Consider the following 24,440-nt stretch of genomic DNA (forward strand, 5'->3'; position numbering starts at 1 on the left):
GCCTTGACCGCCCGCGCACCTAGGCTGAAGATGTCATACCCCGAGGAGACCCCCATGACCGCGCCCATCGCCGACCTGGCGACCTACATCGACCACACGCTGCTCAAGCCCGAGGCCACCCGCGCCGACGTCGAGCGCCTCATCGCCGAAGGCGCCGAGCTCGGCACCTACAGCGTGTGCATCTCGCCCTCGTTCCTGCCGGTGCAGCTGCCGGAGGGGCTCAAGCTCGCCGTGGTGTGCGGCTTCCCGAGCGGAAAGCACCACGCCGAGGTCAAGGCCGCCGAGGCCGCTCTGTCGGTCGCGCAGGGTGCCGACGAGATCGACATGGTCATCGATGTGGGCGCCGCGATCGAGGGTCGCTACGACATCGTCGAGTCTGAGATCCGCGCCGTCCGGGCCGCGGCCCCCGCGCCGACCGTCCTCAAGGTCATCATCGAATCCGCCGCGCTGAGCGACGAGGCCATCGTCGCCGTCTGCGAGGCAGCGGTCAACGCGGGCGCCGATTTCGTCAAGACGTCGACCGGTTTCCACCCCGCCGGTGGCGCGAGCGTCCACGCGGTCGAGCTGATGAAGCGCACGGTCGGCGACCGCGCCGAGGTCAAGGCATCCGGGGGAGTGCGCACGCGCGCGGCCGCCGAAGAGATGATCGCCGCGGGCGCCACGCGTCTGGGGTTGTCGTCGAGTCGTGACATCCTCGCCGACGGCACCGCCGCCGGCGACTACTGAGCTCGTACCTGAGCATGCGCTGGAGCATGTAAGATCGATGATCGTGCACGCTCCAGCGCGCACATGCCGCCTTAGCTCAGACGGCAGAGCGATTCACTCGTAATGAATAGGTCAAGGGTTCGATTCCCTTAGGCGGCTCCAAAGGCCCCCACCCGCTTCCACCGGGTGGGGGCCTTTCTTCGTCGGTGGAGCATTTCGCCGCGTCGCGCACGCGCTCGGTCGTACGCTCGCCCCAGGGGCCGGCATCGAACGGGGGGCCATGAACGAACGAACTGCTCTCATCCGTCGCATCCGGGTCTGCCTCGCGATCGTCATCGCGGGACTCGCCGTCAGCGGCCTGACCGCCTTCCCGCTCCGCGAAGAGCTCGCCCTCGGTCGCCAGATCCTGCGCGGGCTCGGGGTCGCGGCCTTCGCTCCGGAGGCGGTCGGCTGGGTGGATCGGGTGGGGGAGGGACTGGATGCCACGGCCGCGGCGTTCCCGTTCATCGCCTACGGCACCGACTGGTTGGCGTTCGCCCATCTGCTGATCGCCGTCGCCTTCATCGGCCCGTGGCGCGATCCGGTTCGCAACGTGTTCGTCCTCCAGTGGGGGCTCGTCGCGTGCGCGGGGATCATTCCGCTGGCGCTCATCGCGGGGCCGATCCGCGGTCTCCCGCTCGGCTGGCAGCTCATCGACATCTCGTTCGGTGTCGTGGCGGCGGTGCCGTTGGTCATCGCGTTGCGCGCTGCCCGACGGCTCGAGGCCCTCGCGACGGTGGCTCGAGAGGTTCGGCCCGACCTCGCCCGATAGGCTGAACCCGCCTCGTTCCGCGTCCGCGTGACGGCTGTCCTCCGCCCGTCGAACCCTGCTGGAGCCCCCGTGTCGAACGCCCTCGATGCCGTCATCGAGATCTTCACGTGGGTGGGTCTGGGTGGCGGTCTTCTGCTCGCCTTCGTCGCGGTCTTCCTGCTTCTGGCCGACGGCACGTGGGTGCCGACTCGCGCCGTGGTCGAGCATGTCGACGGGGGCCGCGTGGTGCGGTGGTTCGACGCCGACGGGGGAGTGAATGAGGCTCCGCTCTCGTCCCACGACGACGCGAAGATCGGGGCGGCCGACATGGCCGACATCTTCTACCGCCGGGGCCGCGTCGATCGCATGCGGCTGACGCGCTCTTCTCCGCTGGTGCGCTTCGTCTCCCTGCTGGCGGCCGGGGTGCTGACTCTGGGTGCGGTGGCGTTCGTCGTGTCGATCGTGGTGCTCTTCGCGCGCGGATGACGGACTGGCGCGAAACACATATTGCTAGATAAGCTAGCTATATGTCCGCTTCGCCTGCTTCCACTCGCCGCTCCTCCCGCGGACGCACCCGCCGATCGACGAACGCCCCGCGCGTCTCGCGGTGGCTGAGGGTCGGCATCCCCAGCCTGCTCGTTCTGCTCTGGGTGGTGGGCGGCTCGATCGGCGGTCCCTTCTTCGGCAAGGTCGACCAGGTCGCGACGAACGATCAGTCCTCTTTCCTGCCGCAGTCGGCCGACGCGACGCGAGTGAGCGAGCGCCTGACCGACTTCACCGGGAGCGACACGATCCCCGCGATCGTCGTCGCCTCGACCGCTGACGGCGCCGCGCTCAGCGACGCACAGGTGACCGCACTGCAGACCCTCGCGACGGACCTCGCCGCCGTCGATGGCGTCTCGGGCGACGCGTCGCCTCCCGTGGTCTCGGAGGACGGTCAGGCCGCGCAGATCTTCGTGCCCATCGACAGCTCCGGTGAGGTGCGCGACGTCGTCGAGCAGGTGCGCGAGAAGGTGTCCGCCGAGGTCCCGGCGGGCGTCGAGGCGTGGGTCACGGGCCCGGCCGGGTTCACCGCCGATCTCGTGAAGGGCTTCCTCGGCATCGACGGCCTTCTGCTGATCGTCGCGCTGGTGGCCGTCTTCGTCATCCTCGTCATCGTGTACCGCTCACCGCTGCTGCCGATCCTGGTGCTGCTGACCTCGGTCTTCGCCCTCTGCGTGGCTCTGCTGACCGTGTGGTGGCTCGCTTTCGCCGGCATCGTGGTCCTCAACGGTCAGGTCCAGGGGATCCTCTTCATCCTCGTCATCGGCGCGGCCACCGACTACGCCCTCCTGTACGTCGCGCGCTTCCGCGAGACCATCGGCGAGGGTCGTCCGCGGTGGGATGCCACGGTCCGGGCGTGGAAGGGAGCGTTCGAGCCCATCCTGGCTTCGGGTGGCACCGTGATCGCCGGGCTTCTCTGCCTGTTGCTGTCCGATCTGGCGACCAACCGTGCCCTCGGCCCCATCGCGTCCATCGGGATCGCCTTCGCCGTTCTGTCGGCGCTGACCTTCCTCCCCGCTCTCCTGGCGTTGGTCGGCCGGGCGGCGTTCTGGCCGTTCCTGCCGAAGCCCGGTCAGTCGGCCCTGCCGGCCGACTTCACGCAGCCCACGAAGGGGTTCTGGCCGCGCCAGGCGCGCTTCGTCGCCCGCCGGGCCCGGCCGGTCTGGATCGTGTGCACGCTCGTCCTCCTCGCCGCGTGCGTCGGTGTCACCCAGCTGCGCGCCGACGGCGTGCCCGCTAGCGACCTCGTGCTGGGGGCGTCCGAGGCGCGCGAAGGTCAGGCCGCCCTCGCCGAGCACTTCCCGGGCGGCTCGGGCAGCCCGGCGTACGTTCTGGTCCCCGAACAGGACGCCGCTCGGGCGGCGACCGTCCTCCAGAGCGCGTCGGGAGTCGACGCGGTCGCGGTGCTCAGCGCCGACGCCCCCGGTGGGCAGTCGCCGGTGAGCGTATCCGACGGCGCTCTCCAGACGACGGCGTTCGGCGCGCCCGGGACGCCCGCGCCCGCCCCGACCGTCGCGGACGGCGACGTCCTGCTGGCCGCGACCCTGGCGGATACGGCCGATTCGCCGGCGGCGGACGAGACCGTCCGTCAGCTCCGCGCCGACCTCACCACCGAGCTCGGCGAGGGCACCGCCCTGGTGGGCGGTGTCACCGCCACCGACATCGACTCGATCGACACCTCGATTCGTGATCGGACGCTCATCATCCCGATCGTGCTCGCCGTCATCCTGCTGATCCTCATGGCACTGCTGCGCTCGATCGTGGCCCCCCTCATCCTCATCGGGACCGTCATCGTGTCGTTCGGTGCGGCGCTGGGCGTCAGTGCCCTGGTGTTCGACGGCATCCTGGGCTTCCCGGGCGCGGATCCGGCGGTGCCGTTGTACGGCTTCGTCTTCCTCGTCGCACTGGGTGTGGATTACAACATCTTCCTGATGTCGAGGGTGCGGGAGGAGTCTCTCGCGCACGGCACGCGTGCGGGGATCCTGCGTGGCCTCGTCGCCACGGGCGGAGTGATCACCTCGGCGGGGCTCGTGCTGGCGGCGACGTTCGCGGCTCTCGGGGTCATCCCGATCCTCTTCCTCGCGCAGATCGCCTTCATCGTGGCCTTCGGTGTGCTGCTCGACACGTTCGTGGTGCGCTCGTTGCTGGTGCCCGCCCTGGCGTACGACTTCGGCCGGCGCATCTGGTGGCCCTCCAAGCTGGGGCGGACGGATGCCGCGGAGCGTAGGCTCGACGCATGACGCGCGCCCTGTTCATCGTCGATGTCCAGAACGACTTCACCGAGCACGGCGCCTTGGGCGTCGAGGGCGGTGACGCGGTCGCCGAGCGCATCTCGGGGTACCTCGCCGCGCACGCCGATGAGTACGCGCTCATCGTCGCGTCGCGGGACTGGCATCACGGCGACGACGACAACGGCGGCCACTTCTCGGACAGTCCCGACTTCGTCGACACGTGGCCGGTGCACTGCGTGGGCGGCACGTTCGGTGCCGAGTACGACGAGGTCTTCGACACCTCGCGGGTGACGCACCATCTCAAGAAGGGGCAGGGCAAGCCCGCCTACTCGCTGTTCGAGGGCGTCACCGACGCGGGCGAGACCGCGGCGCAGTTGCTCGAGGTCCATGGCATCCGGGACATCGACGTGGTGGGCATCGCGACCGATTACTGCGTGCGTGCGTCCGCCCTCGATGCGATCGGCGCGGGGCGCCGCGTGCGCGTCCTCACCGATCTGGTCGCGGGTGTGCATCCCGACTCCAGCGCGGCGGCCCTGGCCGAGATCGAGGCTGCGGGCGCGGACCTCTCGATCTCGGGCTCCTGAGGCGAGGCCGGGTTCAGTCGACCCGAACGGGGTCCACCTCGTCGTCGGCGCGGGGGATCGTGAGGGAGACGCTCGTCCCCTCACCCGGTGCGCTCGTGATGCGTACTGTTCCGCCGTGTGCGCCCACGATGCGCTGCACGCTCGCGAGCCCGATCCCGCGTCCCCCGTCGCCGGCATCCGCGAGCCGACCTCGGTTGCCTTCCTGCGTGATCGAGGCCAGATCGTCGGGATGGATGCCGCGACCTCGATCACGCACGCGCGCCACGGCCCCCTCGTCGGTTTCGAAGACGTCGACCTCGATGAGGTCGTCCGAGTACTTCGCGGCGTTCTCGAGCACGTTGGCGATCGCGCGTCGGAGTCCGAGCACATCGCCCCAGACCGGAACGGCATTCATCTGGCCGAACACGACGCGGCCGGGCGCATCGCCCGGCAGGACGAGTGAGACGGCTCCGCGGGCGATGAGGTCGAGGCTCGCGCGCCGCCGTCCCCGCTCGGCGGCGGTGTTGACGTCGGCCATGAGGGCCTGGGCCATGGCGACGATGTGGTCGCTCGCCTCGCCGGCGAGGCGCAGGAGGCGGTGGTCGGGGGGCAGCTCCTCGCCGATCAGGTCGAGGTAGCCGCGTAGAGCCGTGACCGGCGAGAGCAGGTCGTGTGCGAAGGTGCGCTGCAGTGCCTCACGCTCGTCGGCGTCCCGCTTCTCCGTCGTCAGATCGCGCACGATCTTGACGAAGCCGAGAACCTGGCCCTGGTCGGTGCGGATGGCCGAGATCGTCACGCGCGCCCAGAACTCCGAACCGTCGCTGCGCACGCGCCAGCCGGTGTCTTCGACGTGGCCGTCGCGCTGGGCGGCCGCGAGGAGTTGGTCGGGCTTGCCGCGCCGCCGGTCCTCTTCGCGGTAGAAGCGCGAGAAGTGCGAGCCGAGGATCTCGTCCTCGCTGTACCCCTTGATGCGTTCCGCTCCGAGGTTCCACCCGCGGACGAACCCGCCGCTGTCGAGCTTGACGATCGCGAAGAGGTCGACCTGCTCGTCCCAGTCGCGCGGGATGGAGCGTCGGATGCTCGTCAACGGATGGTCGGGGTCGTTGCCCGGGAGGACGAGAGACACCGGAGGCTCATCGGGGACCATGATCATGCGGTCGCACCGGCACGGGTCGCAATGCTTGCTGAAGGCATAAGGCGATCATGCCCCCCATGACGCGCCCGGGAACAGCGATTGACATTGCCCTGCGGGGCTTACGACGAGACGGTGACCAGCGTCCGCTGCCACCCGCTCGAGCCGTTCGGGGCGATCGGAGCCGCATCCTGGATCTGCAGGTTGCCCTGCTTGTCGGTCGCGCGGACCGCGATGTAGTGCGTCCCGGCCTCGGCGGTCCAGTCGAACTTCCACTGCACCCACGACTGGTCGTTGATGGGGGTGGAGAGCTGCGTCTCCTGCCATTCACCGTTGTCGATGCTGACTTCGACCTTCTGCACGCCGACGGGCTGGGCCCACGCCATGCCGGCGACGACCACGGCGCCCGCGGCGACGGGCGAGCCGATCTTGGGCGTGTCCACGCGCGACGACATCTTGATCGGCGCTTCGGCCGAGTATCCGCGCGGGGTCCAGTACGCCTCGTCCTTGTCGAATCGCGTGACGGTCAGCTTGGTGACCCACTTCGTGGCCGAGACGTAGCCGTAGAGCCCCGGGACGACCATGCGCACGGGGAATCCGTGCTCGAAGGGCAACGGTTCGCCGTTCATCTTGACCGCGAAGATCGCGTCGAGGTTGTCGTCGGTGAGCGACGAGAGGGGAGTGGATGCCGTATACCCGTCGACGCTCTCCGAGAGCACCATGTCGGCATCTTCCTGCACGCCGGCCATGCGCAGCACGTCGCGGATGGGGACGCCGGTCCAGATGGCGTTGCCGACCAGGCCGCCGCCGACCTCGTTGGAGACGCAGGTGAGGGTCACACCGTATTCGTCGAGGCCCATGTTGACGAGGTCGTCGAAGCTCAGCTCCACGGGGTTGTCGACCATGCCCTCGATGGAAAGGCGCCAGGTGGTGGGGTCGACGTTGGGGACGGTCAGTGCGGTGTCGACGCGGTAGAAGTCGCCGTTGGGGGTGACGATCGGGGTGAGGCCGTCGATCTGCCAGTTCGCGCCCTCGGGAACGGTCACGGTGGAGCGTGCGGCCGGGATCCTCAGCGCATCGCGTGCGGCGGCGACCGACGAGGTTGCGGCGTTCAAGACGCGAGCACCGACACCCACGACGACGGCGCCGACCGCGGTGAGGCCGGTGAACAGCAGGAAGTGGCGTCGATCGGTACCGGCGGCCTGGGCGTTCTGCGCGACGGCGGCCGAGACCCAGCGTCGCAGACGCACGATCGCCAGCAGCAGCACGAGGATTCCCGCGACCGTGCCGACGACGGGGGGCAGCCACGCGAGAGCGCCGGCCCCGGCGCGCGTGATGATCGCCGCCGTGGCGAGGATTCCGCCGATTCCGAGGAGGACGACGCCGACGAAGCGGAAGCGGTACTCGAGCACGCCCGCGACGGCGGCGGCGACGGCAGCGCCGAGGCCCACGCCCGCGAGCAGGGCGATCTTGTCGCTCTCGCCGAACAGCGTGATCGCGAGCTCTTTCAGGGGGCGCGGGACGATGTCGACGATGAATGAGCCGACGGCGAGGATGGGGCTCGCCGATCGAGCGACGAGCGCCGCGAGTGCCTCCGCGACGGCCAGCAGGGCGGCGGCCGAGACGATGCCGGCCAGGGCTGCCCAGATCCAGGCGTGCGGTCGGCGGGCCGTGGTGGCCTCGTCGGTACGGGCCGCGGTGTCGGTCGTCATGGCATCCCTCATCTCCGCTCTTCGCGCGTGCGCGATGAGCCTCTCCGTCTCTTCGGAGCGGAGGGCGAAACGGATGCCGTCAGCGCGGGGTGCTCTGCCCGCTCGGCGTCGCGGATGACAGGGCGAAGACGGCGACCCCGGTGACGATGAGGGCCAGTGCGACCCCGAGGCCGAGACCGAGCGTCTCTCCCAGGAGAGGGACGGCGACGACGGCGGTGAGGACCGGGCTGAGGGCCCCGGCGGCGGCGGGCAGACTGCTGCCGAGGTTCTTGACCGCGACGACGTAGCACGCGGTCGAGAGCAGGCCCGTCCCGACGCCCTGCACGAGGGCATAGCTTCCCACCGTGCCCAGGTCGGCGGTGCCGGCGAGCAACGCGGACGGGAGCACTCCCGTGACCGCGAGCAGAAGAGCGGATGCCACGGACGCGATCGAGACGATCACGATCACGCCGACGGGATCGAGGCGCGTGCGGGCGACACCGAGGGTGTACGCGGCCCAGACGAGGCCTGCCGCCAGCAGGACGGCGATGCCGCCGGGCCCGGTCGGTCCGCCGGTGAACAGGGCGCTGGCCGCCACCCCCGCCACGATCGCGGCGAGGGCGAGCACGCGCCGGCGCGACACCGTCCGGCGGACGCACAAGAACAGCAGGAGGGTGACGAACAGGGGGACGGTTCCCGGCACGAGCAACCCGGTGAGAGCCGCGGAGGTGAGGTGCGCGCCCCAGGCGAACAACAGGAAGTGCGGCAGCCCCGCCAGCAGCACGAGAGCCAGAACCGTCGGGCGCTCGGTACGGAGGGTGCGCAGCGTGCGGGGGATCCACGGGCTCAGGACCACCGCGGGCACAGCGAAGCGCACGATCGCGGCATCCGCCATGGTGAGTCCGGCCCCCTCGAGGGCACGAGTGGAGAGGGCGAACGACGACCACAGCATGACGACGGCGGTCAGGGCGGCGACGCCGACCAGGGTGCGACGGGGGACGGCGCGAGGCAGGGAGAGAGCGAACGTCGTCACCCTGCGAGCGTAGGAAGGACGGCGCCGCAGGCGATTGCTATGATTGCTCGATAGGACGCGCTTTTGGCAGAATCTGCTACATGGTGGACCTCGACCGCATCGACCGTCTCATCTTGCGCGAATTGCAGCAGGACGGACGCCTCTCGAACCAGGAACTCGCCGATCGCGTGGGCCTCTCGCCGTCGCCGTGTCTGCGGCGGGTGCGCCACCTCGAGCAGGCCGGGGTCATCGAGGGCTACCGTGCCGTCGTCTCGGCGAAAGCCGTCGATCTCACCATCACCGCGTTCGTCCGGTTGCGGCTGGCCTCGCACGAGGGAAGCACCGTGGACGCCGTCGAAGAGCGCTTGCGCGCCATCCCGCACATTGTCGAGGCGCACCTGCTCGCCGGCGACTGGGACTACCTCGTGCGGATCGTCACGCCGAGCTTCGAGGAGTACGAAGGACTCCTGCGCGAGCACCTGCGAGCGATTCCCTCGCTGTCGTCGATCGACACGACCTTCGCGTTCGGGGTCACCAAGCCCGTCTCGCCCCTGCCCCTGGGGACGGAGCCGGGGCACATGTGAGGCCCGGGTCGACGATCGCGACCCGGGCCCGGGATCCCTCAGCGCGGCGAGCGCTGCGTGAGGACTTTCGCCTGCACCTTGCGGCGGATCTTCTGCACCTTCGGGTCCTTCCAGACCCGGTAGGCGACCGTTCCGGCGGCGGCCGCGCGGCCGATCGCCGTCCGGGCGAGCACCGCTCCCGCGAGTGCGACCGCTCCGGTTCCGATCCAACGTGCGACACCCATAGCGCCTCCTCGATTCCCGTGTGGAATCTCACCTCACACGATCGGAGGGCGGATGCCGCGCCGCTTGCGCCGACGCCCGCGATGTGCGTCGGTCAGCGCAGCGACCCGCCCGAGGGGGCGGCGAACGGCTCGAGCGCGGCGATCACGTCGTCGCTCAGCGTGGCCTTGCTCGCCTCGACCGCGTCGTCGATCTGGCTCGGGCGCGAGGCGCCGATGATCGCGGTCGTGACGACCGGGTCGCGCAGCACCCAGGCCACGGCCAGCTGCGGGATCGAGAGTCCGGCTTCACGAGCGACCCCGTCGATACCGCGGATGCGCTCGAGGTAGTCGTCGGTGAGCGCCGATTCGTCGAGGAAGCGGCTGTCGGCCGCGCGCGAGTCGGCGGGCACCGTGCCGTCGAGGTACTTGGCGGTCAGCAGCCCCTGCGAGAGCGGCGAGAAGACCGCGCTTCCGACCGAGAGCTCGCGCAGCGTCGGGAACAGCTCCGACTCGGGCGTGCGGTCGAACAGTGAATAGCGCGGCTGGTGGATGAACAGGCGGATGCCCTCGGCGGCGAGCAGCTCGTGCGCGCGGCGGGTGAGCTCGGCCGGGTAGTTCGAGATGCCCACGTACAGCGCCTTGCCGCTGCGCACGATGTCGGCGAGCGCGGTGACCGTCTCTTCGATCGGCGTCTCGGGGTCGACCCGGTGCGAATAGAACACGTCGACGTAGTCGGTGCGCATGCGGGTGAGGCTCTGCTCGAGAGAGCGAACGAGGTACTTGCGCGACCCGCCGTCGCCGTAGGGACCCGGCCACATGTCGTAGCCGGCCTTGGTCGACAGGAACAGTTCGTCGCGGTACGCGCGCAGATCGCTGTCGAGGACCGTGCCGAACGTCGTCTCGGCGGCACCGTAGGGCGGGCCGTAGTTGTTGGCCAGGTCGATGTGCACCACGCCCCGGTCGACGGCGTGACGCAGGATCTCGCGCTGCGAATCGAGGGTCCTTCCACTGCCGAAGTTCTGCCACAGCCCGAGTGAGATGCGGGGGAGAGGGATGCCGCTCGCCCCGGCGCGCAGGAACGGCACGTCGTCGTAGCGGGTGGAGGACGGCGTGAACGCGGACGTCAGGCGGGGGTCATCGGCGGCGATGGGCATGGTTCTCCTCGGCGGTGAAGGGGGACACCGTCGACTCTGCCACGGATCGCAGCGGAGCTCAGGCGGGAACGCGCGAGAGCTCTTCGCGCAGGATGCCGGCGCCCGCCGACAGCGCGCTCAGCTTCTCGAACGCCACCTGGCGTGGCAGAGGGGCCATTCCGCAGTTCGAGCTGGCGATGAGCTTGTCGGCATCCACGAACTGCAGAGCCCGCCGCAGGGTGTCGGCCACCTCTTCGGGAGTCTCCACCTCGTGACTGGCGACGTCGATCGCGCCGAGCATGACGTTCTTGCCGCGGATGAGCTCGATGAGGTCGATGGGCACGTGCGAATTGTGGCTCTCGAGCGACACCGTGTCGATGCTCGAGCGCTGCAGCAGGGGGAACGACTCCTCGTACTGACGCCACTCGGCGCCCAGGGTGGCCTTCCAATCGGTGTTCGCCTTGATGCCGTAGCCGTAGCAGATGTGGACGACGGTCTCAGCGCGCAGCCCCTCTGCGGCACGCTCGAGGGTCGCGACGCCCCAGTCCTTCATCTCGTCGAAGAAGACGTTGAACGCGGGCTCGTCGAACTGGATGATGTCGACCCCTGCCGCTTCGAGCTCGCGAGCCTCCTGGTTGAGGATGGTCGCGAACTCCCACGCCAGCTTCTCGCGGCTGCGGTAGTGGTGATCGGCGAGCGTGTCGATCATCGTCATCGGTCCGGGCAGGGCCCATTTGATCGGACGATCCGTCTGCCGGCGGAGGAACGCGGCATCCTGGACGAAAACCGGCTGGCGACGGCTCACCGCACCCACCACGGTCGGAACGCTCGCGTCGTAGCGGTCACGGATGCGGACGGTCTCGCGATTCTCGAAGTCGACACCCTCCAGGTGCTCGATGAAGGTCGTCACGAAGTGCTGGCGGGTCTGTTCGCCGTCGCTGACGATGTCGAGGCCCCGGCGTTCCTGCTCCGTGGCGGCGCTGCGCAGGGCGTCCTGCTTGCCTTCGACGAGCGTGTCGCCCTCGAGCTCCCAGGGCGACCAGAGCACCTCGGGCTTGGCGAGCCATGCGGGCTTGGGAAGGCTTCCGACGATCGAGGTGGGGAGGAGGGTGTTCACGGGGCGGGTCTCCGGGGAGATCATCGGGTCGGGAGGGCGTCGGCGACGAGCCACGCGTCGAGCACGGCGCGGTGGGGCTTGACGAAGTGCTCCTCGGTGTAGCGACCCTGGGTGATGCCGAGGCGGCTGCGCTCTTCGCGGTCGTACGCGATGTTCGTGCGGGTGAAGTCATCGTGCGCGAGGGTGGGACGGTAGACCTCGCCGGCCGGCTCGTGGGCGTTGTAGATCTCGGGACGGTAGATCTTCTGGAAGGTCTCCATCGTGGCCACCGTGCCGGCCAGCTGGAGATCGGTGTAATCGGCCAGAAGATCGCCGTGGAAGTAGAACGCCAGCGGTGCGACACTGCCCTGCGGCATGAAGTACCGCACCTGCAAGCCCATCTTGCCGAAGTACTCGTCGGTGAGGCTGAAGCTGTCCTGCTCGTACTCGAAACCGAGCACGGGGTGCTCGACACCGGTGCGGTGGTACGCGCGGCTCGTCGAGACGCTGATGCACACGACCGGGGACTGCGTGTAGCGCTCGCGGTACGCCTCGGAGTCGAGGAAGTGCTGGAAGAGCTTGCCGTGCAGGATGCCGAAACCCTCGGGCAGCGTGAAAGGCTTGCCCTCGCCGTTGGCCGCCGGCAGCAGCACGCTGAAGTCGTAGTCGCGCAGGTAGGACGAGAAGTTGTTGCCGACGATGCCCTGGTGGCGCTCGCCGGTGACCGTGTCGACGACGTGGATGTCGAGCACCTCGAGCAGGGGGAACTCGCGATCGTCGCCGGCGTCGTCGTCGAAACGGAGCTCGGCGGAGACGATGTCCAGCTCGACGCGATAGCGATCAGCGTCGTCGCCGGCGAGCTCGTTCATACGGCGATCGATCATCGCGAGTGCGTTCCGCAGGTTCTGCTGGCGGTGCTCGCCCCGGGCGAGGTTGGCGAAGTTCGTGGTGATCCGCGAGCTGGCCGAGGGTGCGTAGTCCTCGTCGAAGCGCGTGGTGGAGATGCGGAACGTGATGTCGTTCGCCATGTCGAGCCAATCGGGTAGGGCCGGGGTGGGCCGTGCGGTGATCGTGTCCTCATCGTGCGCCTTCGGCCGGGGCATCGGGTAATTCCGTCCCGCTATGTCGAGGTATAGCCTCGACCTATGGCGAAGCGGGCGAGCGGCATCACGCTGCAGCAGATGCAGTACTTCATCGAGGTCGCCGCCGAGGGTTCCATCAGCGCCGCTGCCGACCTGCTCTACGTCGCGCAGCCCACCATGTCGGCCGCGATGCGCGATCTCGAGACGCGGGTCGGTCGCGACCTGCTCACCCGCTCCGCGCGCGGGGTGACGCTCACCGTCGACGGAGTGGAGTTCCTCGGCTACGCGCGCCAGGTGGTCGAACAGGCCGAGCTGCTCGAGCAGCGTTACCTGGGGCGTCCGCCCTCGCGGCGCCTCCTCGGCGTCTCCGCCCAGCACTACTCGTTCGTCGTCGACGCGTTCGTGCGGATGGTGAAGGCGACGGATGCCGCGGAGTACGAGTTCTCCCTCCGCGAGACCCGCACCTTCGACATCATCGAAGACGTCCGGACGTTGCGCAGCGAGCTCGGCATCCTGTTCCGCAACGACTTCAATCGGAACGTCCTCGACAAGCTGCTGCGGGACTCGGGTCTCGCCTTCCATCCGCTCTTCCGCGCCGAGCCGCACATCTTCGTCTCGCGACGCAATCCGCTCGCCCAGCGCGAGCGCGCGACCCTCGACGACCTGGCGGACCTCCCGCGTCTCACTTTCGATCAGGGCGCGAACAACTCGTTCTACTTCGCCGAAGAGATCCTCTCGACCCTCTCGAGCACGCAGGAGATCCGGGTCTCGGACCGCGCGACGATCTTCAACCTCATGATCGGTCTCGACGGGTACACGATCTCGACGGGCATCATCAGCGACGACCTCGACCCCGAGATCGTCGCCGTCCCCCTCGACGTCGACGAGCGGATCGAGATCGGCTGGATCGGCCGCACCGCCATCCCCCTCACCGAGCAGGCGCAGCGCTACCTCGGCGAAGTACGCGACGTGGTGGCGGGGTTCGGGGTGGAGGTGATCGGCTGACGGGCACAGTGGGTCTGTCGAGCGCTCAGCCGCGCTGGGCGTCGAGAATCGCCGACTCGAGATCGCCCCACCTCTGGATGGCGAGCGATTCGCCGTCGACGAAGAACGTGGGAGTGCTGCTGACACCGAGCGCCCGACCTTCGTCGAAGTCGGCGCGGACCCGGGCCCCGGTCGCCGGGTCGGCGACCGCGTCGTCGTACGCCTCCATGTCGAGACCCAGCTCGACCGCGTAGTCGCGGAACACGGGTGCGCGGGACTCGGTCGTGTGACTCCACTGCGTCTGACGCTCGAAGAGTGCGCGATACATGTCTTCGAAGCGTCCCTGCTGCGCGGCGGCTTCGGCGGCGACGGCGGCGGTGCCCGAGTTGGGGTGACTGGGCAGCGGGAAATACCGCACCACGAACCGGATCTCGCTCTCGTACTTCTCGCGGACGTCCTCGACGACGGGGTGATAGGCGGCGCAGGCCTCGCACTCGAAGTCGAGGAACTCGACGATGCTCACGGCGTCGGAGTCGCCCGGGTCGAGCGAGGGTGAGGGCGACAAGAACGGCGCCGGAGGCGATGAGAGCCTTCGTGAGAGGGCGCATGGATCAGGGGTGCTTTCCGTCGTGATCGTGGTCGGAATCATGCCCCTCGTCATCGAGGAGCATGCCCACCGAGGTGGCACAGGCGTCGCCGCGCCAGGCCTCGATCCCCTCGCGCACCGCGAAGGCCGCGATGACCAGTCCGGCGGCGGCATCCGCCCACCACCACCCGAAGATGCTGTTGGTGACCAGCCCCACCAGAACCGCCGCGGAGAGGTACGTGCAGATGAGCGTCTGCTTCGAGTCGGCCACGGCCGTCGCCGAACCGAGCTCGCGACCGGCTCGACGTTCGGCGAGCGAGAGAAACGGCATGATGGCCACACTCAGCGCGGTGATGACGATGCCGAGCGTCGAGTGTTCCACGGCACTGCGACCGACCAGGGCCATGACCGAGGCTGCCGCGACATATGCCGCGAGGGCGAAGAAGGCCACGGCGATGACGCGGAGAGTGCCCTTCTCCCAGCGGTCCGGAACGCGTCGCGTGAACTGCCAGGCGACCGCCGCGGCCGAGAGCACCTCGATGGTGGAGTCGAGTCCGAAGCCGATGAGCGCGGCCGACGACGCAACGGATCCCGCCGCGATCGCGACGACGGCTTCGACCAGGTTGTAGGCAATCGTGATCGCGACGATCGAGCGGATCCGACGCTGCAGCACCGATCGGCGATCGGCGCTGAGGCGGGTCTCGGTGGTGTTCATGCGCACGTGCACGTCTCGCCGGCGCAGCATCCGGGCTCGACGTAGAGCACGACGCGCAACAGCTCGTCGAGAGCGGGGGCCAGGTGCGAATCGGCCAGCCGATACCACGAGCGTCGTCCATCCGGCACCGACTCGACCAGGCCGCAGCCGCGGAGGCAGGCGAGTTGGTTCGACATGACCTGCCGCGAAACGTCGAGCGCCTCGGCCAGATCCGAGGGAAAGGCGGGGGCTTCCCGAAGGGCGAGCAGGATGCCGGCACGGGTGCGGTCCGACAGCGCGTGTCCGAGCCGGGCCAATGCTGCGGTGTGCGTCGCGGTGGCGAGCGGAACGGCAATCGTCATGCTCGCGACAGTACACGATTTGCTGTACTAACCAATCGTCGCGACCTGACAGTGACGCAGCGCTCACGGACGCGACTGCGGGAGATCCGCCGACGCCCAACGCGGCAGTGCCAGGATGGGGCATGGCATTCGGGATGACCCGCGACGTGTTGCGCCCCACGGACTCCTCGCGCGCGGACCGGGTGACGTACGTCGAGCTGTTCTTCGACTTGATGTTCGTTCTCGCGCTGACGCAGTTGTCCGCCTACCTCTATGAGAACCAGACCCCGCTCGGCGGCTTCGAGGGCGTGATCATGGTGTGCGCACTGTGGTGGGCGTGGGTGTCGACCACATGGGTCACCAATTGGCTCGACCCCGTGAAGCTTCCCGTGCGCGGAGCGGTCGTCGCTCTGGGTTTCATCGCACTCGTGATGAGCGTTTCGATCGCGGAAGCATTCGGTGATCGAGCGTGGGCGTTCGCTGTGGCCTACGTCGTCCTGCAGGTCGGGCGCACGGGATTCATCGTGTGGGCGACCGTTCGTCACGACCGGCGGGTGGCGCACGACTTCGCTCTGATCCTCGGATGGACTGCCGTCGGCGGCACCCTCTGGATCATCGGTGCCGTGTTGCCGCCCTCCGGGCAGCTGCCGTTTTGGACCGCGGCTCTCGCGCTCGAACTGCTCGGCACGATTCTCGGGTACCCGATCCCGGGTCGAGGAAAAGTGCTGCTGCAGTCGTGGGACCTGTCCGGTCCCCATATCGCGGAGCGGACGGCGCTCTTCGTCCTCATCGCCGTCGGCGAGGGACTGCTCGTCACCGGCCTCGCTTTAGTCGAGAAGGAGTCGTCCGCGTCATCGGTGGCATCGCTGGTGACGGCGTTCGTCGCTGCCGCGGCGGCGTGGTGGATCTACTTCGATCACGGCGAGCGCGTCGGCGCGGAGGCGATCGAGGCATCGGACGAACCAGGCAGACTCGCGCGCACGGCGTACACCTGGGTGCACCTTCCGATCATCGGCGGGATCGTGCTGATGAGCGTGGGCGATAAGGAAATGCTTTCGCAACCCGATCAGCGAAGTGCCGCCGCGACGATCGTCATCGTCGGCGGGCCCCTCCTGTTCGTCGCCGGTACGGCGCTGTTCCGGCGCACCCTCGAAGGGCGGTGGCCGCGAGCTCAGCTTCTCGGCCTCGTCTGTCTGGCCGCGCTCGCGGGGATGGCCCTTTTCCTCCCCGTCCTCAACGCGCTCGGATTGTCGATCGCGGCCACGATCCTTCTCGCCGGTGTCGCAGCCGCCGAGACCATCGGGCGCGTGCGTCGTGGGCGCAGGGCGGGGGGATGAACGCACCTCTGTCCCTGCCGCCGGTGCGGACTGCCGTGATCGCGCTCTTCCCTGACGACGGGTCGACAGGAGCCCGATGGCAGCTGACGGTCTCGTGAGAGTTCTCGAATCGAACCGACAGACGTCCTGGGTCGACATCGGGGTGCGGAAAAACGAAAGCGTCGCGGTGGGTGCGGGCTGGGATGCGGAGCGCCTCGACCGGGTGATCGACGTGACCGGTCGTTCCGCCGAAATCATGCGCCGGCGTGGCCCGATGGCATCGACGCGAGGATCGTGACTGAGCATGAGATTCAGCGCAAAAGCCTCTCATCGCGTCACGCTTGGGTTGATCCTCTTGGAATCCCGTCCGTGGAGGGTTCGCGGGAATCTTCCCCTTCGGCGACCGGAAGCTGAGTCTGCTCCGGCGGCGGATAGAGGGATTTCGGTAGTGCAGTGGTCGCCGCGGACGGGGTGAGTAGCCAACGAGAATCTCCGCGCCATTTTTCGCTGGCTACACGTGGCGGCGAAAGGAGGATGGCGAATCAAGACCGTCGGCTGAATGAGGAGGCGTGGAAGGGTCTTGAGGAAGCGGCCCTCTCGATGCCACGAGCGCGATTCTGCCGGACGCAGCTCTGCTCCGTTAGCGTGAGGGGCGAAGCGCTCGCTCCCGACTCGGAGATGAACATGACGACGGATCTCACTGCCCGATACAGCGGAAAACCGATGCTCCGCCTCCTCGACGCGTACGTGCTGGACGCGCTAGGCGCATTGGACGACCGCACCGCTCAATCCATGGCGGAGATGGCGCCGAAGACGATCGCGGCGCTGAACGTGCCGGCCTCGACCTGGCAGCAGGCCGTCGAACTCTCGATGGAGATGCCGCCGAGTTCGGTGGCCGAACTTCGGGCGAAGTGGGAGCAGTACGTGCACGAAGCGCTCGCCGCGGGCGTGACCCCCGACGTGCTGGCCTGGACGCACAAGATGGTCGATGTGCGGTTCGGGATCGAGTGAGAACCCGTCGATCGACCCGACGGTGTCGGTTGCCGGCTGAGGCGGGTGCCCGACGGGAGAAGATCCGGCGCGATGATCGCGACGTGCGGTGGGCCCCGTGGGGCTCGAACCCACGACCCGCGGATTAAAAGTCCGATGCTCTACCGACTGAGCTAGAGGCCCTCGCCGTCCAGCCTACCGGCCTCGCGGGGGCGCTCGTGCTCACCGGCGTCGCCGCGACACGATCCAGAACAGGTAGGCGCCCCCGACGACGGCGGTGAGCAGGCCGACCGGAATCTGCAACGGTGCCAGGGCGCGTTGGGCGATGACGTCGGCGACGAGGAGCACGGAGGCGCCCGTGACAGCGGAGCCGACCAGCGGGATCCCGCTGGTGCCCATGGTGCGTCGGGCGAGTTGCGGTGCGGCGAGGGCGATGAAACCGATGGGGCCGGCGACCGCGGTCGCGGTCCCGGTGAGCAGCGCGGCGACGACGATCAGCACGAGGCGAACCCGCCCGGTGCGCACCCCGAGGGCGACAGCGGTGTCGTCACCGAGCTCGAGAGCGCGGAAGTCGCGGTACACGACGATCAACACGAGTGACAGGATGCCGATCGACGCGAGCAGCAGCGCCACATCGTCGAGAGATGTCGCCGCCAGGCTTCCGTGAAGCCACTGCGTCGCGTTGCGGGCGATCTCGAGCGGGGCCCGGGTCAAGAGGTAGTCGTTGACCGCCGACAGCAGGGTCGAGAGCGCGATGCCGGCGAGGATCGTCCGCTCTCGTGAGACGCCCACGCTGCGGGCGATGGCCATGACGACCACGACGGTCAGAAGGCCGCCGATCCATGCCCCGGCGGCGGGAGAGGCGGCGGGCGCGAGAAGAGTGAGCCCGACGAGCGCCCCGGTGGCCGACCCGGCGCTGAATCCGACGATGTCGGGGCTCGCGAGCGGGTTGCGCGCGAGCGTCTGGAACACGGCTCCGGCCACGCCGAGGGCGGCGCCGATGGCGAGAGCGGCCAGAACGCGCGGGACGCGCAGGCCGACGACCACGACGCTCGTCCGGCCGTCACCTTCTCCGGTCAGCGCGGATGCCACCTGCCCGAGGGACGCCTGGAAGGAGCCGGTCGTGAGGCCGACGACCGCGGCGATCGCCGCGACGACGAGCGTGCCGACCAGGACCAGGGCGTATCGGCGGTGCCGTCGCGAGCGCGCGGGAGTGGGGAGGGGGGTGGCCGTGCTCACGGCATCCGCTTCTTCCGGACGATGAGCCACAGCAGCAGCGGGGCCCCGAGGAAAGCGGCGACGATCCCCGCCTCCACCTCGCCCGGAGGGGCGATGACCCGGCCGAGGACGTCGCTCGCGAGCGTCAGCGCTGCCCCGGTCACGGCGGCCAGGGGGAGCGACATCCGAACGGACCCGCCCACCGCGCCGCGAACGGCGTGAGCCACGAGCAGACCGATGAAGGCCAGAGGTCCCGCTGCCGCGGTCGCGGCGGCGCAGAGCAGGGTGATGGCGACGCCCGCGCCGACCATGACCAGCGGGAGAGAGACCCCGAGCGCCCGCGCCAGGTCGGCGCCGAGCTGCAGCTGATCAAGGCCCCGTGACACGACGACGGCGAGCAGGAGGCCCACGACGGCGAAGGGCAGGAGCTGAAGCGCGACGTCCGGGTCGCGGCGCTCGAACGAACCGACCGCCCAGAATCGGAACGACTCGAAGGTGTCGTCATCGGCCAGCGTGATGATGCGGACGACGGCGCCCAGGCACGCGCTGAGCGCCACCCCGGCCAGGACGAGACCGATGGTGTCGTCGCGCCGCTCGCCGGGGACGGCGGTGTGCACCAGCAGAGATGCTCCCGCCGCGCCCGCGAAAGCGAGCCAGACGTATCCGCTCGCCGTCGCGACGCCGAAGAACCCGATCGCGACGACGACGCCGAGGGCGGCGCCCGCGTTCACCCCGAGCAGGCCCGGGTCGGCGAGCGGGTTCCGCGTCGCGGCGCGCATGAGCACGCCGGCCACGCCGAGGCAGGCGCCGGCGAAGATCGCGGTGAGGGTGCGCGGCAGGCGGAGCTGATGGACGATGACGCCGGCGGCATCCTGTCGATCCGAGAAGAGGGCCGACACGACATCGAGGGGGCTGAGGGCGCGAGATCCCACGGCGAGACTCGCGAGGACGAGTCCGACGAGGATGCCGCTGACGACCAGGAAGAACATGACCGCGCGTCGTCGCGACGACCGCCGACGCGAATCCCGTTCCGTCACGCCCGGGACGGTGGGCGGCTGGACGACGTTCACGGAGGTAAGGATAACCTAACCAGGTGATCGACTTTCGTTTCTCGTCCTCCCGTGCCCGATTCCGTCCTCGACGACTCGTCGGCCTCGGCTTCGCCGTAGCCGTGCTCGCCCTCTCCGGGTGCGCCGGCCCCGCCGCGGGATCTTCGGCGGTGGATGCCGAGGCCGGCTCGACCGGGGAGTGGACCGTCTCGCGCGACCTCGAGCCCGGCATGGGCTCCGCGCAAGCTGACGGCGTCTTCCCCCGCGAGGTGACGCACTTCGCCGGGACGACCGAGCTTCCTTCCGAGCCGAAGCGCATCGCGGTCGTCTCCACGGGGCAGCTCGACGCGCTCCTCTCCCTGGGCCATGTGCCGGTGGCGGCGACCCGGGCCGAGAACAGCGGACTGGTGCCCCGGTATCTGCTCGACGCGTTCCCCGAGCGGGTGCCGGCGCTGGACGCCATGTCGGACATCGGCCAGCGGACCGAGCCCGACCTCGAGGCGATCGCGCAGGCCGCGCCCGATCTGATCCTGATCAACTCGACCCGGGGTGCTCAGCTGTACGACGCCCTCGCGGCCATCGCGCCCACGGTGGTGACGAAGGGCAACGGAGTGAACTGGAAGAGCGACTTCCTCCTCATCGCCGACGCCCTGGGCGACGAGGGTGAGGCCCGCGGCATCCTCGACGATCTCCACGCGCGGAGCGCCGCTTTCTCGCAGACGCACCCGGCGGGGGAGCCGACGGTGTCCTTTCTGCAGTCGACGGGCGACCGCACGCGCATCATGGGACTGCCGTCTTTCGCGGGAGGCATTGCGGAGGATCTCGGTCTCGGACGCCCGGAGTCGCAGCGGTTCGACGAGACGTCGCAGGAGATCAGCGCCGAGCAGATCGACCTCGCCGACGCCGATCACGTGTTCTACGGCGGGACGGGGCAGGGCGTCTCGTTCATCGAGCAGGCGCCGCTGTGGCAGACCCTCTCCGCCGTCACCGGACAGAAGACGACGACCGTCGACTTCGACCCGTGGTTCATGAATGCCGGCCCCGTCGCGGCTCGGCTCGTGCAAGACGAGATCATCCGCACACTCGGTTCCTGACGAACGAAAGCGAGCGCCGGACCCCCTCGCCTGGGGTCCGGCGCTCGCCGTCAGGATCGGTCGATCATCGACCGGTCGAAAACGCGATGACTCGCGCTTTCGTGAATTACATGGTGGGGGGCATCAGCACCGTGTCGATGAGGTACACGGTGGCGTTGGCCGTCTGAACGCCACCGCAGATGACGCTGGCGCTGTCGTTCACCTTGAGGGAGTTGCCCGAACCCGAGACGGTGAGGTCCTGGCCCTCGACCGTGGTGTGGGTGCCGTCGATCGAGCTGGGCGCGATCTGGCCGGGGACCACGTGGTACGTGAGGATCTTGGTCAGCGTCGCCGAGTCCGTCTTGAGGCCGTCGACCGTGGCGGCCGGGATCTTGGCGAACGCGTCGTCGACCGGGGCGAAGACGGTGAACTCAGAACCGTTCAGCGTGTCGACCAGGTTGACGTCGGGGTTCAGCTGGCCGCTGACGGCCGCGGTGAGCGTCTTCAGCAGCGGGTTGTTCGAGGCGGCGGTGGCCACCGGGTCAGCGGCCATGCCGGCGACCGAACCGGAGCCCGAGGGAACGGCGGCGGCGTAGTCGGCGCATCCGGGGCCGACGAGGTTGGCGGCGGGGTCCATCGCGCTGGACGACATCGACGGCGAGGCCGACATCGAGGGCATCGAGCTCTCTTCGGTGGTCGAGCCACCCGAGGTGGTGCCACCCGAACATGCGGTGAGAGCAAAGGCCGAGCCCAGAACGAGGGCGAGACCAGCGACAACGGGCTTCTTGTTGGTGAGCATGACATTCCTCCGAAATCATCCGGATCGCGTCTGCGACCCGTCAGGGACACCCCGGTGCGAGGGGCGGTTCGCCGTGGAGCGGCTTACACAGGGTCTTCGGGACCCCCTCGGGATCGGATTGCGAAATGTTGCGGATGAGACCCGTCGCCGGCATTCGAAGGTCTCTAAAACCCTGGTCACGCACGAATAAATATTCCTCAGAATGTTTTTCGACCAAGGCCCCGAGACGCTGGGAAAGCCGCGGAGGCCCAAGATAACGGTTTACCCCGAGCTGTCTCGCCACGCGCACACGCGCGCGGGGGCGCGCGGGGCGTAGGCAATGATGGGGTCATGGTGATCGACGGTTTCGACCTTCCCGACGACGGGACGGAGAACGCCGACCACGTGGGTGTCCTCTTGCAGCGCGTCGCCGCCGGCGACCGCGCCGCTTTCGCCGAGTTGTACGACTCCCTGTCGGCCCGCGCCTTCGGTCTGATCCTCCGCGTGCTCGTGGACCGCTCGCAGAGCGAGGAAGTGCTTCAGGAGGTCTTCCTCGAAATCTGGCAATCCGCTGGTCGCTTCACTCCGAACAGAGGACAGGGAAGATCGTGGGTTCTCACGATCGCGCACCGTCGAGCGGTGGACCGCGTGCGGTCCTCGCAGTCGAGCGTCGATCGAGATGTGCGCGCGGGCTTCCGGGATATGGACGTCGCATACGACGCCGTTTCCGAGAAGGTCGAACTGAAAATGGAAGGGCGGCGCGTCGTCGATGCACTGGCGGCGCTCCCCGACGCACAGAAAGAAGCGCTCACGCTCGCATATTTCGGCGGCTACAGCCAAAGTGAGATCGCGAGCCTCGTCGGGGCACCGCTCGGTACGGTCAAGACACGAATGCGCGACGGATTGTCGCGCTTGAGGATGGAGATGGGGGTGGACAAGTGAACGAGAGGGATTTCGCCGACCTCGCCGTCGGACACGCGCTCAACGCGCTGTCTGAGGCTGATGAGCGCGCGTACCAGGAGGCTCTCGCGGGCAACCCGCACTGGGACCACCACGTACGCGGCGCTTTGGACGCCGTCGCCGCGATCAGCGCCACGGTCGAGCCGGTCGAGCCCCCGCCGTCCGTGCGGGCTTCGCTGTTCGCGCGCATCTCCAACCTCCCGCAGGAGTCAGCGGCATCCGCTCCCTCCGCCGGACCCGTCCACGATGTCGAAGACTTCGCTGCGGCCGGTCCCGCCGTCACCGAGCCCGAGCGCGAGGCCGTCACGGTCGGCACGTCTCCGGGATCCGGATGGGGTGCCCGTCGCTGGTTCGCGCTGGCCGCATCGTTCGCCGCCGTCCTCGTGCTCGGCTTCGGTGCCGTCACCGTCAGTCAGCTTTTCGCTCCGCCCGCCGCGGTCGTCGCCCTCCAGCAGATCGAAGACGCACCCGACGCGCAGTCGGCGTCGGCGACAATGCCCGACGGCACGGTCGCCACGGCCCACTGGTCGCCCTCGAGCGGAAAGAGCGTGCTTGTCGCCGACGGCATGCCGGCGCTGCCCGACGGCAAGACCTACGAGCTGTGGTTCGTTCGCGGTGAGAACCAGATCGCGATCCCGGCCGGGATCTTCGAGCCGGATGCCGATGGCAACGCCACGGCTCAGCTCTCAGGTGAGATGCACAGCGGTGACGTCATCGCCGTGACGGTCGAACCCGCGGGTGGTTCTCCCGACGGCACGCCGAGCTCGGCCCCCGTGCTCGCCGTCGCCACGGCCTGATCGCCTTCGCGCTGCCCCTTGCGGGGTTCCGGTGCCGCCGCCGCCCGCTAGGCTGCGTGCGGCCCGCCCCGCGAGGGGGACGCTCTAGCCTGGATGCATGAGCGATTCCCCCCGCGAATTCCACAAGCCGGTTCGGCGTCCCGCAGAGCTGTTCGACCGTCTGTTCGCGGCGGAGGACCCGGCCGAGGTGTCGCGGGTCGCGCACAGCACGGCGCAGGCGCTCTTGTCGCGAGTGCGAGCCGACCCGAGCATCGACGTGGTCGAGCGGCTGGTGGCGTTCACCGACGATCACGGCATCGACGACATCGCCGAGCTGTGGTCGCGCTCGCCCGCTCGCTCTCTGCCCGGCGCGCTGTGGCGTCTCTATCTTCTGCAGCTGATGATCCACGACGACGCCGCCACAGCCGCCCTGCTCTACGAGCGCGGTCGGGTGGAGATGGCGACGGTGGATGCCGTGGTGGCCGGGGCTCCGGCGCCGGCGGGCCCCGAAGAGCTGGTGCAGCTGATCGACACCATCCTGCGCGGGCTCTTCGAAGGGGACTTCGCCGTGGCCCTCGATCGCGCCGCGGCGTTCTGCCGCGTGCAGGCGGCGGGGTCCACGCACCTCGCCGACGACTACGAGAACACGGAGTCGGAGCGGGCATCGGCCCTCACCACGCGCGCTCTGCGGCTCGCCACGTACGCGGAGGACCTGTCGGCATCCGCCGCTCTCTGGCGCCGTGACGCGCTGACCTGAGCGGAAAAGATAAGTGCCGGACCGCAGAACGCCTCTCGGCGCATGGCCGCTCATAGCGGCAGAAGATGGAGCCCGGGGTTACTGCGGCCCGGCTAGAAAAGTGTAACAAGCCCCGCCATCGGACATTCCCTCGAACAGCCCGGTTGACAAGAC

The 24,440-nt window shown here is 69.0% G+C and carries 26 protein-coding genes and 2 tRNA genes; 14 read left to right on the forward strand and 14 right to left on the reverse strand.

The annotated features are described in order from the left end of the window. Window positions 1–30: 30 nt before the first annotated feature. From deoC to QBE02_RS15035, 6 genes are all read left to right on the forward strand, one after another. Window positions 31–726 (forward strand): deoxyribose-phosphate aldolase, encoded by a 696-nt coding sequence (deoC, locus tag QBE02_RS15010; protein WP_431844570.1) that lies wholly within the window; start codon window positions 31–33, stop codon window positions 724–726. A 65-nt stretch (window positions 727–791) separates the two neighbouring features. Next, window positions 792–867, forward strand: a tRNA-Thr gene (locus tag QBE02_RS15015). Window positions 868–985: 118 nt separating this feature from the next. Continuing rightward, window positions 986–1,516, forward strand: coding sequence for a hypothetical protein (locus QBE02_RS15020; protein WP_279366445.1), 531 nt, complete (start codon window positions 986–988; stop codon window positions 1,514–1,516). 69 nt (window positions 1,517–1,585) lie between these two features. Further along, window positions 1,586–1,981: a hypothetical protein gene (locus QBE02_RS15025; RefSeq protein ID WP_279366446.1), complete on the forward strand. Its 396-nt coding sequence runs from the start codon at window positions 1,586–1,588 to the stop codon at window positions 1,979–1,981. Window positions 1,982–2,022: 41 nt separating this feature from the next. After that, window positions 2,023–4,278, forward strand: a complete 2,256-nt coding sequence (locus QBE02_RS15030; protein ID WP_279366447.1) for an MMPL family transporter — start codon at window positions 2,023–2,025, stop codon at window positions 4,276–4,278. Beyond that, window positions 4,275–4,853: an isochorismatase family protein gene (locus tag QBE02_RS15035; RefSeq protein ID WP_279366448.1), complete on the forward strand. Its 579-nt coding sequence runs from the start codon at window positions 4,275–4,277 to the stop codon at window positions 4,851–4,853. Before QBE02_RS15030 ends, QBE02_RS15035 begins: the two co-directional genes overlap by 4 nt. 13 nt (window positions 4,854–4,866) lie before the next feature. On the opposite strand, the gene QBE02_RS15040 is transcribed toward QBE02_RS15035, so the two are convergent. From QBE02_RS15040 to QBE02_RS15050, 3 genes are all read right to left on the reverse strand, one after another. After that, a complete protein-coding gene (locus tag QBE02_RS15040; RefSeq protein WP_279366449.1) occupies window positions 4,867–5,958 on the reverse strand; it encodes a PAS domain-containing sensor histidine kinase in 1,092 nt (363 codons plus the stop codon). A gap of 128 nt (window positions 5,959–6,086) precedes the next feature. Beyond that, window positions 6,087–7,676, reverse strand: coding sequence for a molybdopterin-dependent oxidoreductase (locus QBE02_RS15045; RefSeq protein WP_279366450.1), 1,590 nt, complete (start codon window positions 7,674–7,676; stop codon window positions 6,087–6,089). A gap of 79 nt (window positions 7,677–7,755) precedes the next feature. Then, the gene (locus QBE02_RS15050; protein ID WP_279366451.1) at window positions 7,756–8,688 is read right to left on the reverse strand and encodes a DMT family transporter; all 933 of its coding nucleotides are present in this window, start codon (window positions 8,686–8,688) and stop codon (window positions 7,756–7,758) included. Between the two features lie 80 nt (window positions 8,689–8,768). Between QBE02_RS15050 and QBE02_RS15055 the strand changes: the two genes are divergently transcribed. Continuing rightward, entirely contained in the window at window positions 8,769–9,251 is a 483-nt protein-coding gene (locus QBE02_RS15055) for an Lrp/AsnC family transcriptional regulator (protein WP_279366452.1), read from the forward strand. 38 nt (window positions 9,252–9,289) lie between these two features. On the opposite strand, the gene QBE02_RS15060 is transcribed toward QBE02_RS15055, so the two are convergent. The 4 genes from QBE02_RS15060 to QBE02_RS15075 form a co-directional block, all read right to left on the reverse strand. Continuing rightward, window positions 9,290–9,475 (reverse strand): hypothetical protein, encoded by a 186-nt coding sequence (locus tag QBE02_RS15060; RefSeq protein WP_279366453.1) that lies wholly within the window; start codon window positions 9,473–9,475, stop codon window positions 9,290–9,292. Between the two features lie 92 nt (window positions 9,476–9,567). Further along, window positions 9,568–10,608 carry an aldo/keto reductase gene (locus QBE02_RS15065; protein WP_056229406.1) on the reverse strand — a complete coding sequence of 347 codons (1,041 nt, stop codon included), beginning with the start codon at window positions 10,606–10,608 and terminating at the stop codon, window positions 9,568–9,570. A gap of 58 nt (window positions 10,609–10,666) precedes the next feature. Beyond that, window positions 10,667–11,704, reverse strand: a complete 1,038-nt coding sequence (locus QBE02_RS15070; RefSeq protein WP_279366454.1) for a methionine synthase — start codon at window positions 11,702–11,704, stop codon at window positions 10,667–10,669. A 20-nt stretch (window positions 11,705–11,724) separates the two neighbouring features. Continuing rightward, entirely contained in the window at window positions 11,725–12,711 is a 987-nt protein-coding gene (locus tag QBE02_RS15075; RefSeq protein WP_279367899.1) for a putative oxygenase MesX, read from the reverse strand. A 117-nt stretch (window positions 12,712–12,828) separates the two neighbouring features. On the opposite strand from QBE02_RS15075, the gene QBE02_RS15080 reads away from it, so the two are divergent. Then, window positions 12,829–13,770, forward strand: coding sequence for a LysR family transcriptional regulator (locus tag QBE02_RS15080; RefSeq protein ID WP_279366455.1), 942 nt, complete (start codon window positions 12,829–12,831; stop codon window positions 13,768–13,770). 25 nt (window positions 13,771–13,795) lie between these two features. Here the strand turns inward: QBE02_RS15080 and QBE02_RS15085 are convergent, their stop codons facing one another. The 3 genes from QBE02_RS15085 to QBE02_RS15095 are packed head-to-tail and all read right to left on the reverse strand — an operon-like array spanning window position 13,796 to window position 15,391. Continuing rightward, the gene (locus QBE02_RS15085) at window positions 13,796–14,314 is read right to left on the reverse strand and encodes a DsbA family protein (protein ID WP_279366456.1); all 519 of its coding nucleotides are present in this window, start codon (window positions 14,312–14,314) and stop codon (window positions 13,796–13,798) included. Window positions 14,315–14,360: 46 nt separating this feature from the next. Further along, on the reverse strand, window positions 14,361–15,050 hold the full coding sequence (locus tag QBE02_RS15090) for a cation transporter (protein ID WP_279366457.1): 690 nt from the start codon (window positions 15,048–15,050) through the stop codon (window positions 14,361–14,363). After that, window positions 15,047–15,391 (reverse strand): ArsR/SmtB family transcription factor, encoded by a 345-nt coding sequence (locus QBE02_RS15095; RefSeq protein WP_279366458.1) that lies wholly within the window; start codon window positions 15,389–15,391, stop codon window positions 15,047–15,049. Before QBE02_RS15095 ends, QBE02_RS15090 begins: the two co-directional genes overlap by 4 nt. Window positions 15,392–15,513: 122 nt before the next feature. Here QBE02_RS15095 and QBE02_RS15100 point away from each other — a divergent pair, with 122 nt between their 5' ends. After that, on the forward strand, window positions 15,514–16,707 hold the full coding sequence (locus QBE02_RS15100; RefSeq protein WP_279366459.1) for a low temperature requirement protein A: 1,194 nt from the start codon (window positions 15,514–15,516) through the stop codon (window positions 16,705–16,707). A 702-nt stretch (window positions 16,708–17,409) separates the two neighbouring features. After that, complete coding sequence (locus tag QBE02_RS15105; protein WP_279366460.1) at window positions 17,410–17,697, forward strand: hypothetical protein; 288 nt, start codon at window positions 17,410–17,412, stop codon at window positions 17,695–17,697. An 89-nt stretch (window positions 17,698–17,786) separates the two neighbouring features. Here QBE02_RS15105 and QBE02_RS15110 read toward each other — a convergent pair. The 3 genes from QBE02_RS15110 to QBE02_RS15120 all read right to left on the reverse strand — a co-directional run bounded on the left by QBE02_RS15110 (window position 17,787) and on the right by QBE02_RS15120 (window position 19,964). After that, a tRNA-Lys gene (locus QBE02_RS15110) sits at window positions 17,787–17,859 on the reverse strand. Window positions 17,860–17,898: 39 nt separating this feature from the next. Beyond that, the gene (locus QBE02_RS15115) at window positions 17,899–18,915 is read right to left on the reverse strand and encodes a FecCD family ABC transporter permease (protein WP_279366461.1); all 1,017 of its coding nucleotides are present in this window, start codon (window positions 18,913–18,915) and stop codon (window positions 17,899–17,901) included. Beyond that, entirely contained in the window at window positions 18,912–19,964 is a 1,053-nt protein-coding gene (locus QBE02_RS15120) for a FecCD family ABC transporter permease (RefSeq protein ID WP_279366462.1), read from the reverse strand. The genes QBE02_RS15115 and QBE02_RS15120 overlap by 4 nt, the downstream gene beginning before the upstream one ends. 23 nt (window positions 19,965–19,987) lie before the next feature. Between QBE02_RS15120 and QBE02_RS15125 the strand changes: the two genes are divergently transcribed. Then, window positions 19,988–21,037, forward strand: a complete 1,050-nt coding sequence (locus QBE02_RS15125; RefSeq protein WP_279366463.1) for an iron-siderophore ABC transporter substrate-binding protein — start codon at window positions 19,988–19,990, stop codon at window positions 21,035–21,037. Window positions 21,038–21,143: 106 nt separating this feature from the next. Here the strand turns inward: QBE02_RS15125 and QBE02_RS15130 are convergent, their stop codons facing one another. Further along, window positions 21,144–21,815 (reverse strand): fasciclin domain-containing protein, encoded by a 672-nt coding sequence (locus tag QBE02_RS15130; RefSeq protein WP_279366464.1) that lies wholly within the window; start codon window positions 21,813–21,815, stop codon window positions 21,144–21,146. A 330-nt stretch (window positions 21,816–22,145) separates the two neighbouring features. Between QBE02_RS15130 and sigK the strand changes: the two genes are divergently transcribed. The 3 genes from sigK (at window position 22,146) to QBE02_RS15145 (ending at window position 24,287) form a co-directional block, all read left to right on the forward strand. Further along, entirely contained in the window at window positions 22,146–22,736 is a 591-nt protein-coding gene (gene sigK, locus QBE02_RS15135) for an ECF RNA polymerase sigma factor SigK (protein WP_279366465.1), read from the forward strand. Next, a complete protein-coding gene (locus QBE02_RS15140; protein ID WP_279366466.1) occupies window positions 22,733–23,551 on the forward strand; it encodes an anti-sigma factor in 819 nt (272 codons plus the stop codon). Before sigK ends, QBE02_RS15140 begins: the two co-directional genes overlap by 4 nt. A 97-nt stretch (window positions 23,552–23,648) precedes the next feature. Continuing rightward, window positions 23,649–24,287, forward strand: coding sequence for a DNA-directed RNA polymerase subunit beta (locus QBE02_RS15145; RefSeq protein WP_279366467.1), 639 nt, complete (start codon window positions 23,649–23,651; stop codon window positions 24,285–24,287). Window positions 24,288–24,440: the final 153 nt, after the last annotated feature.

Source organism: Microbacterium testaceum, assembly GCF_029761935.1.
In the GTDB taxonomy this organism is placed as follows: Bacteria; Actinomycetota; Actinomycetes; order Actinomycetales; family Microbacteriaceae; genus Microbacterium; species Microbacterium testaceum_A.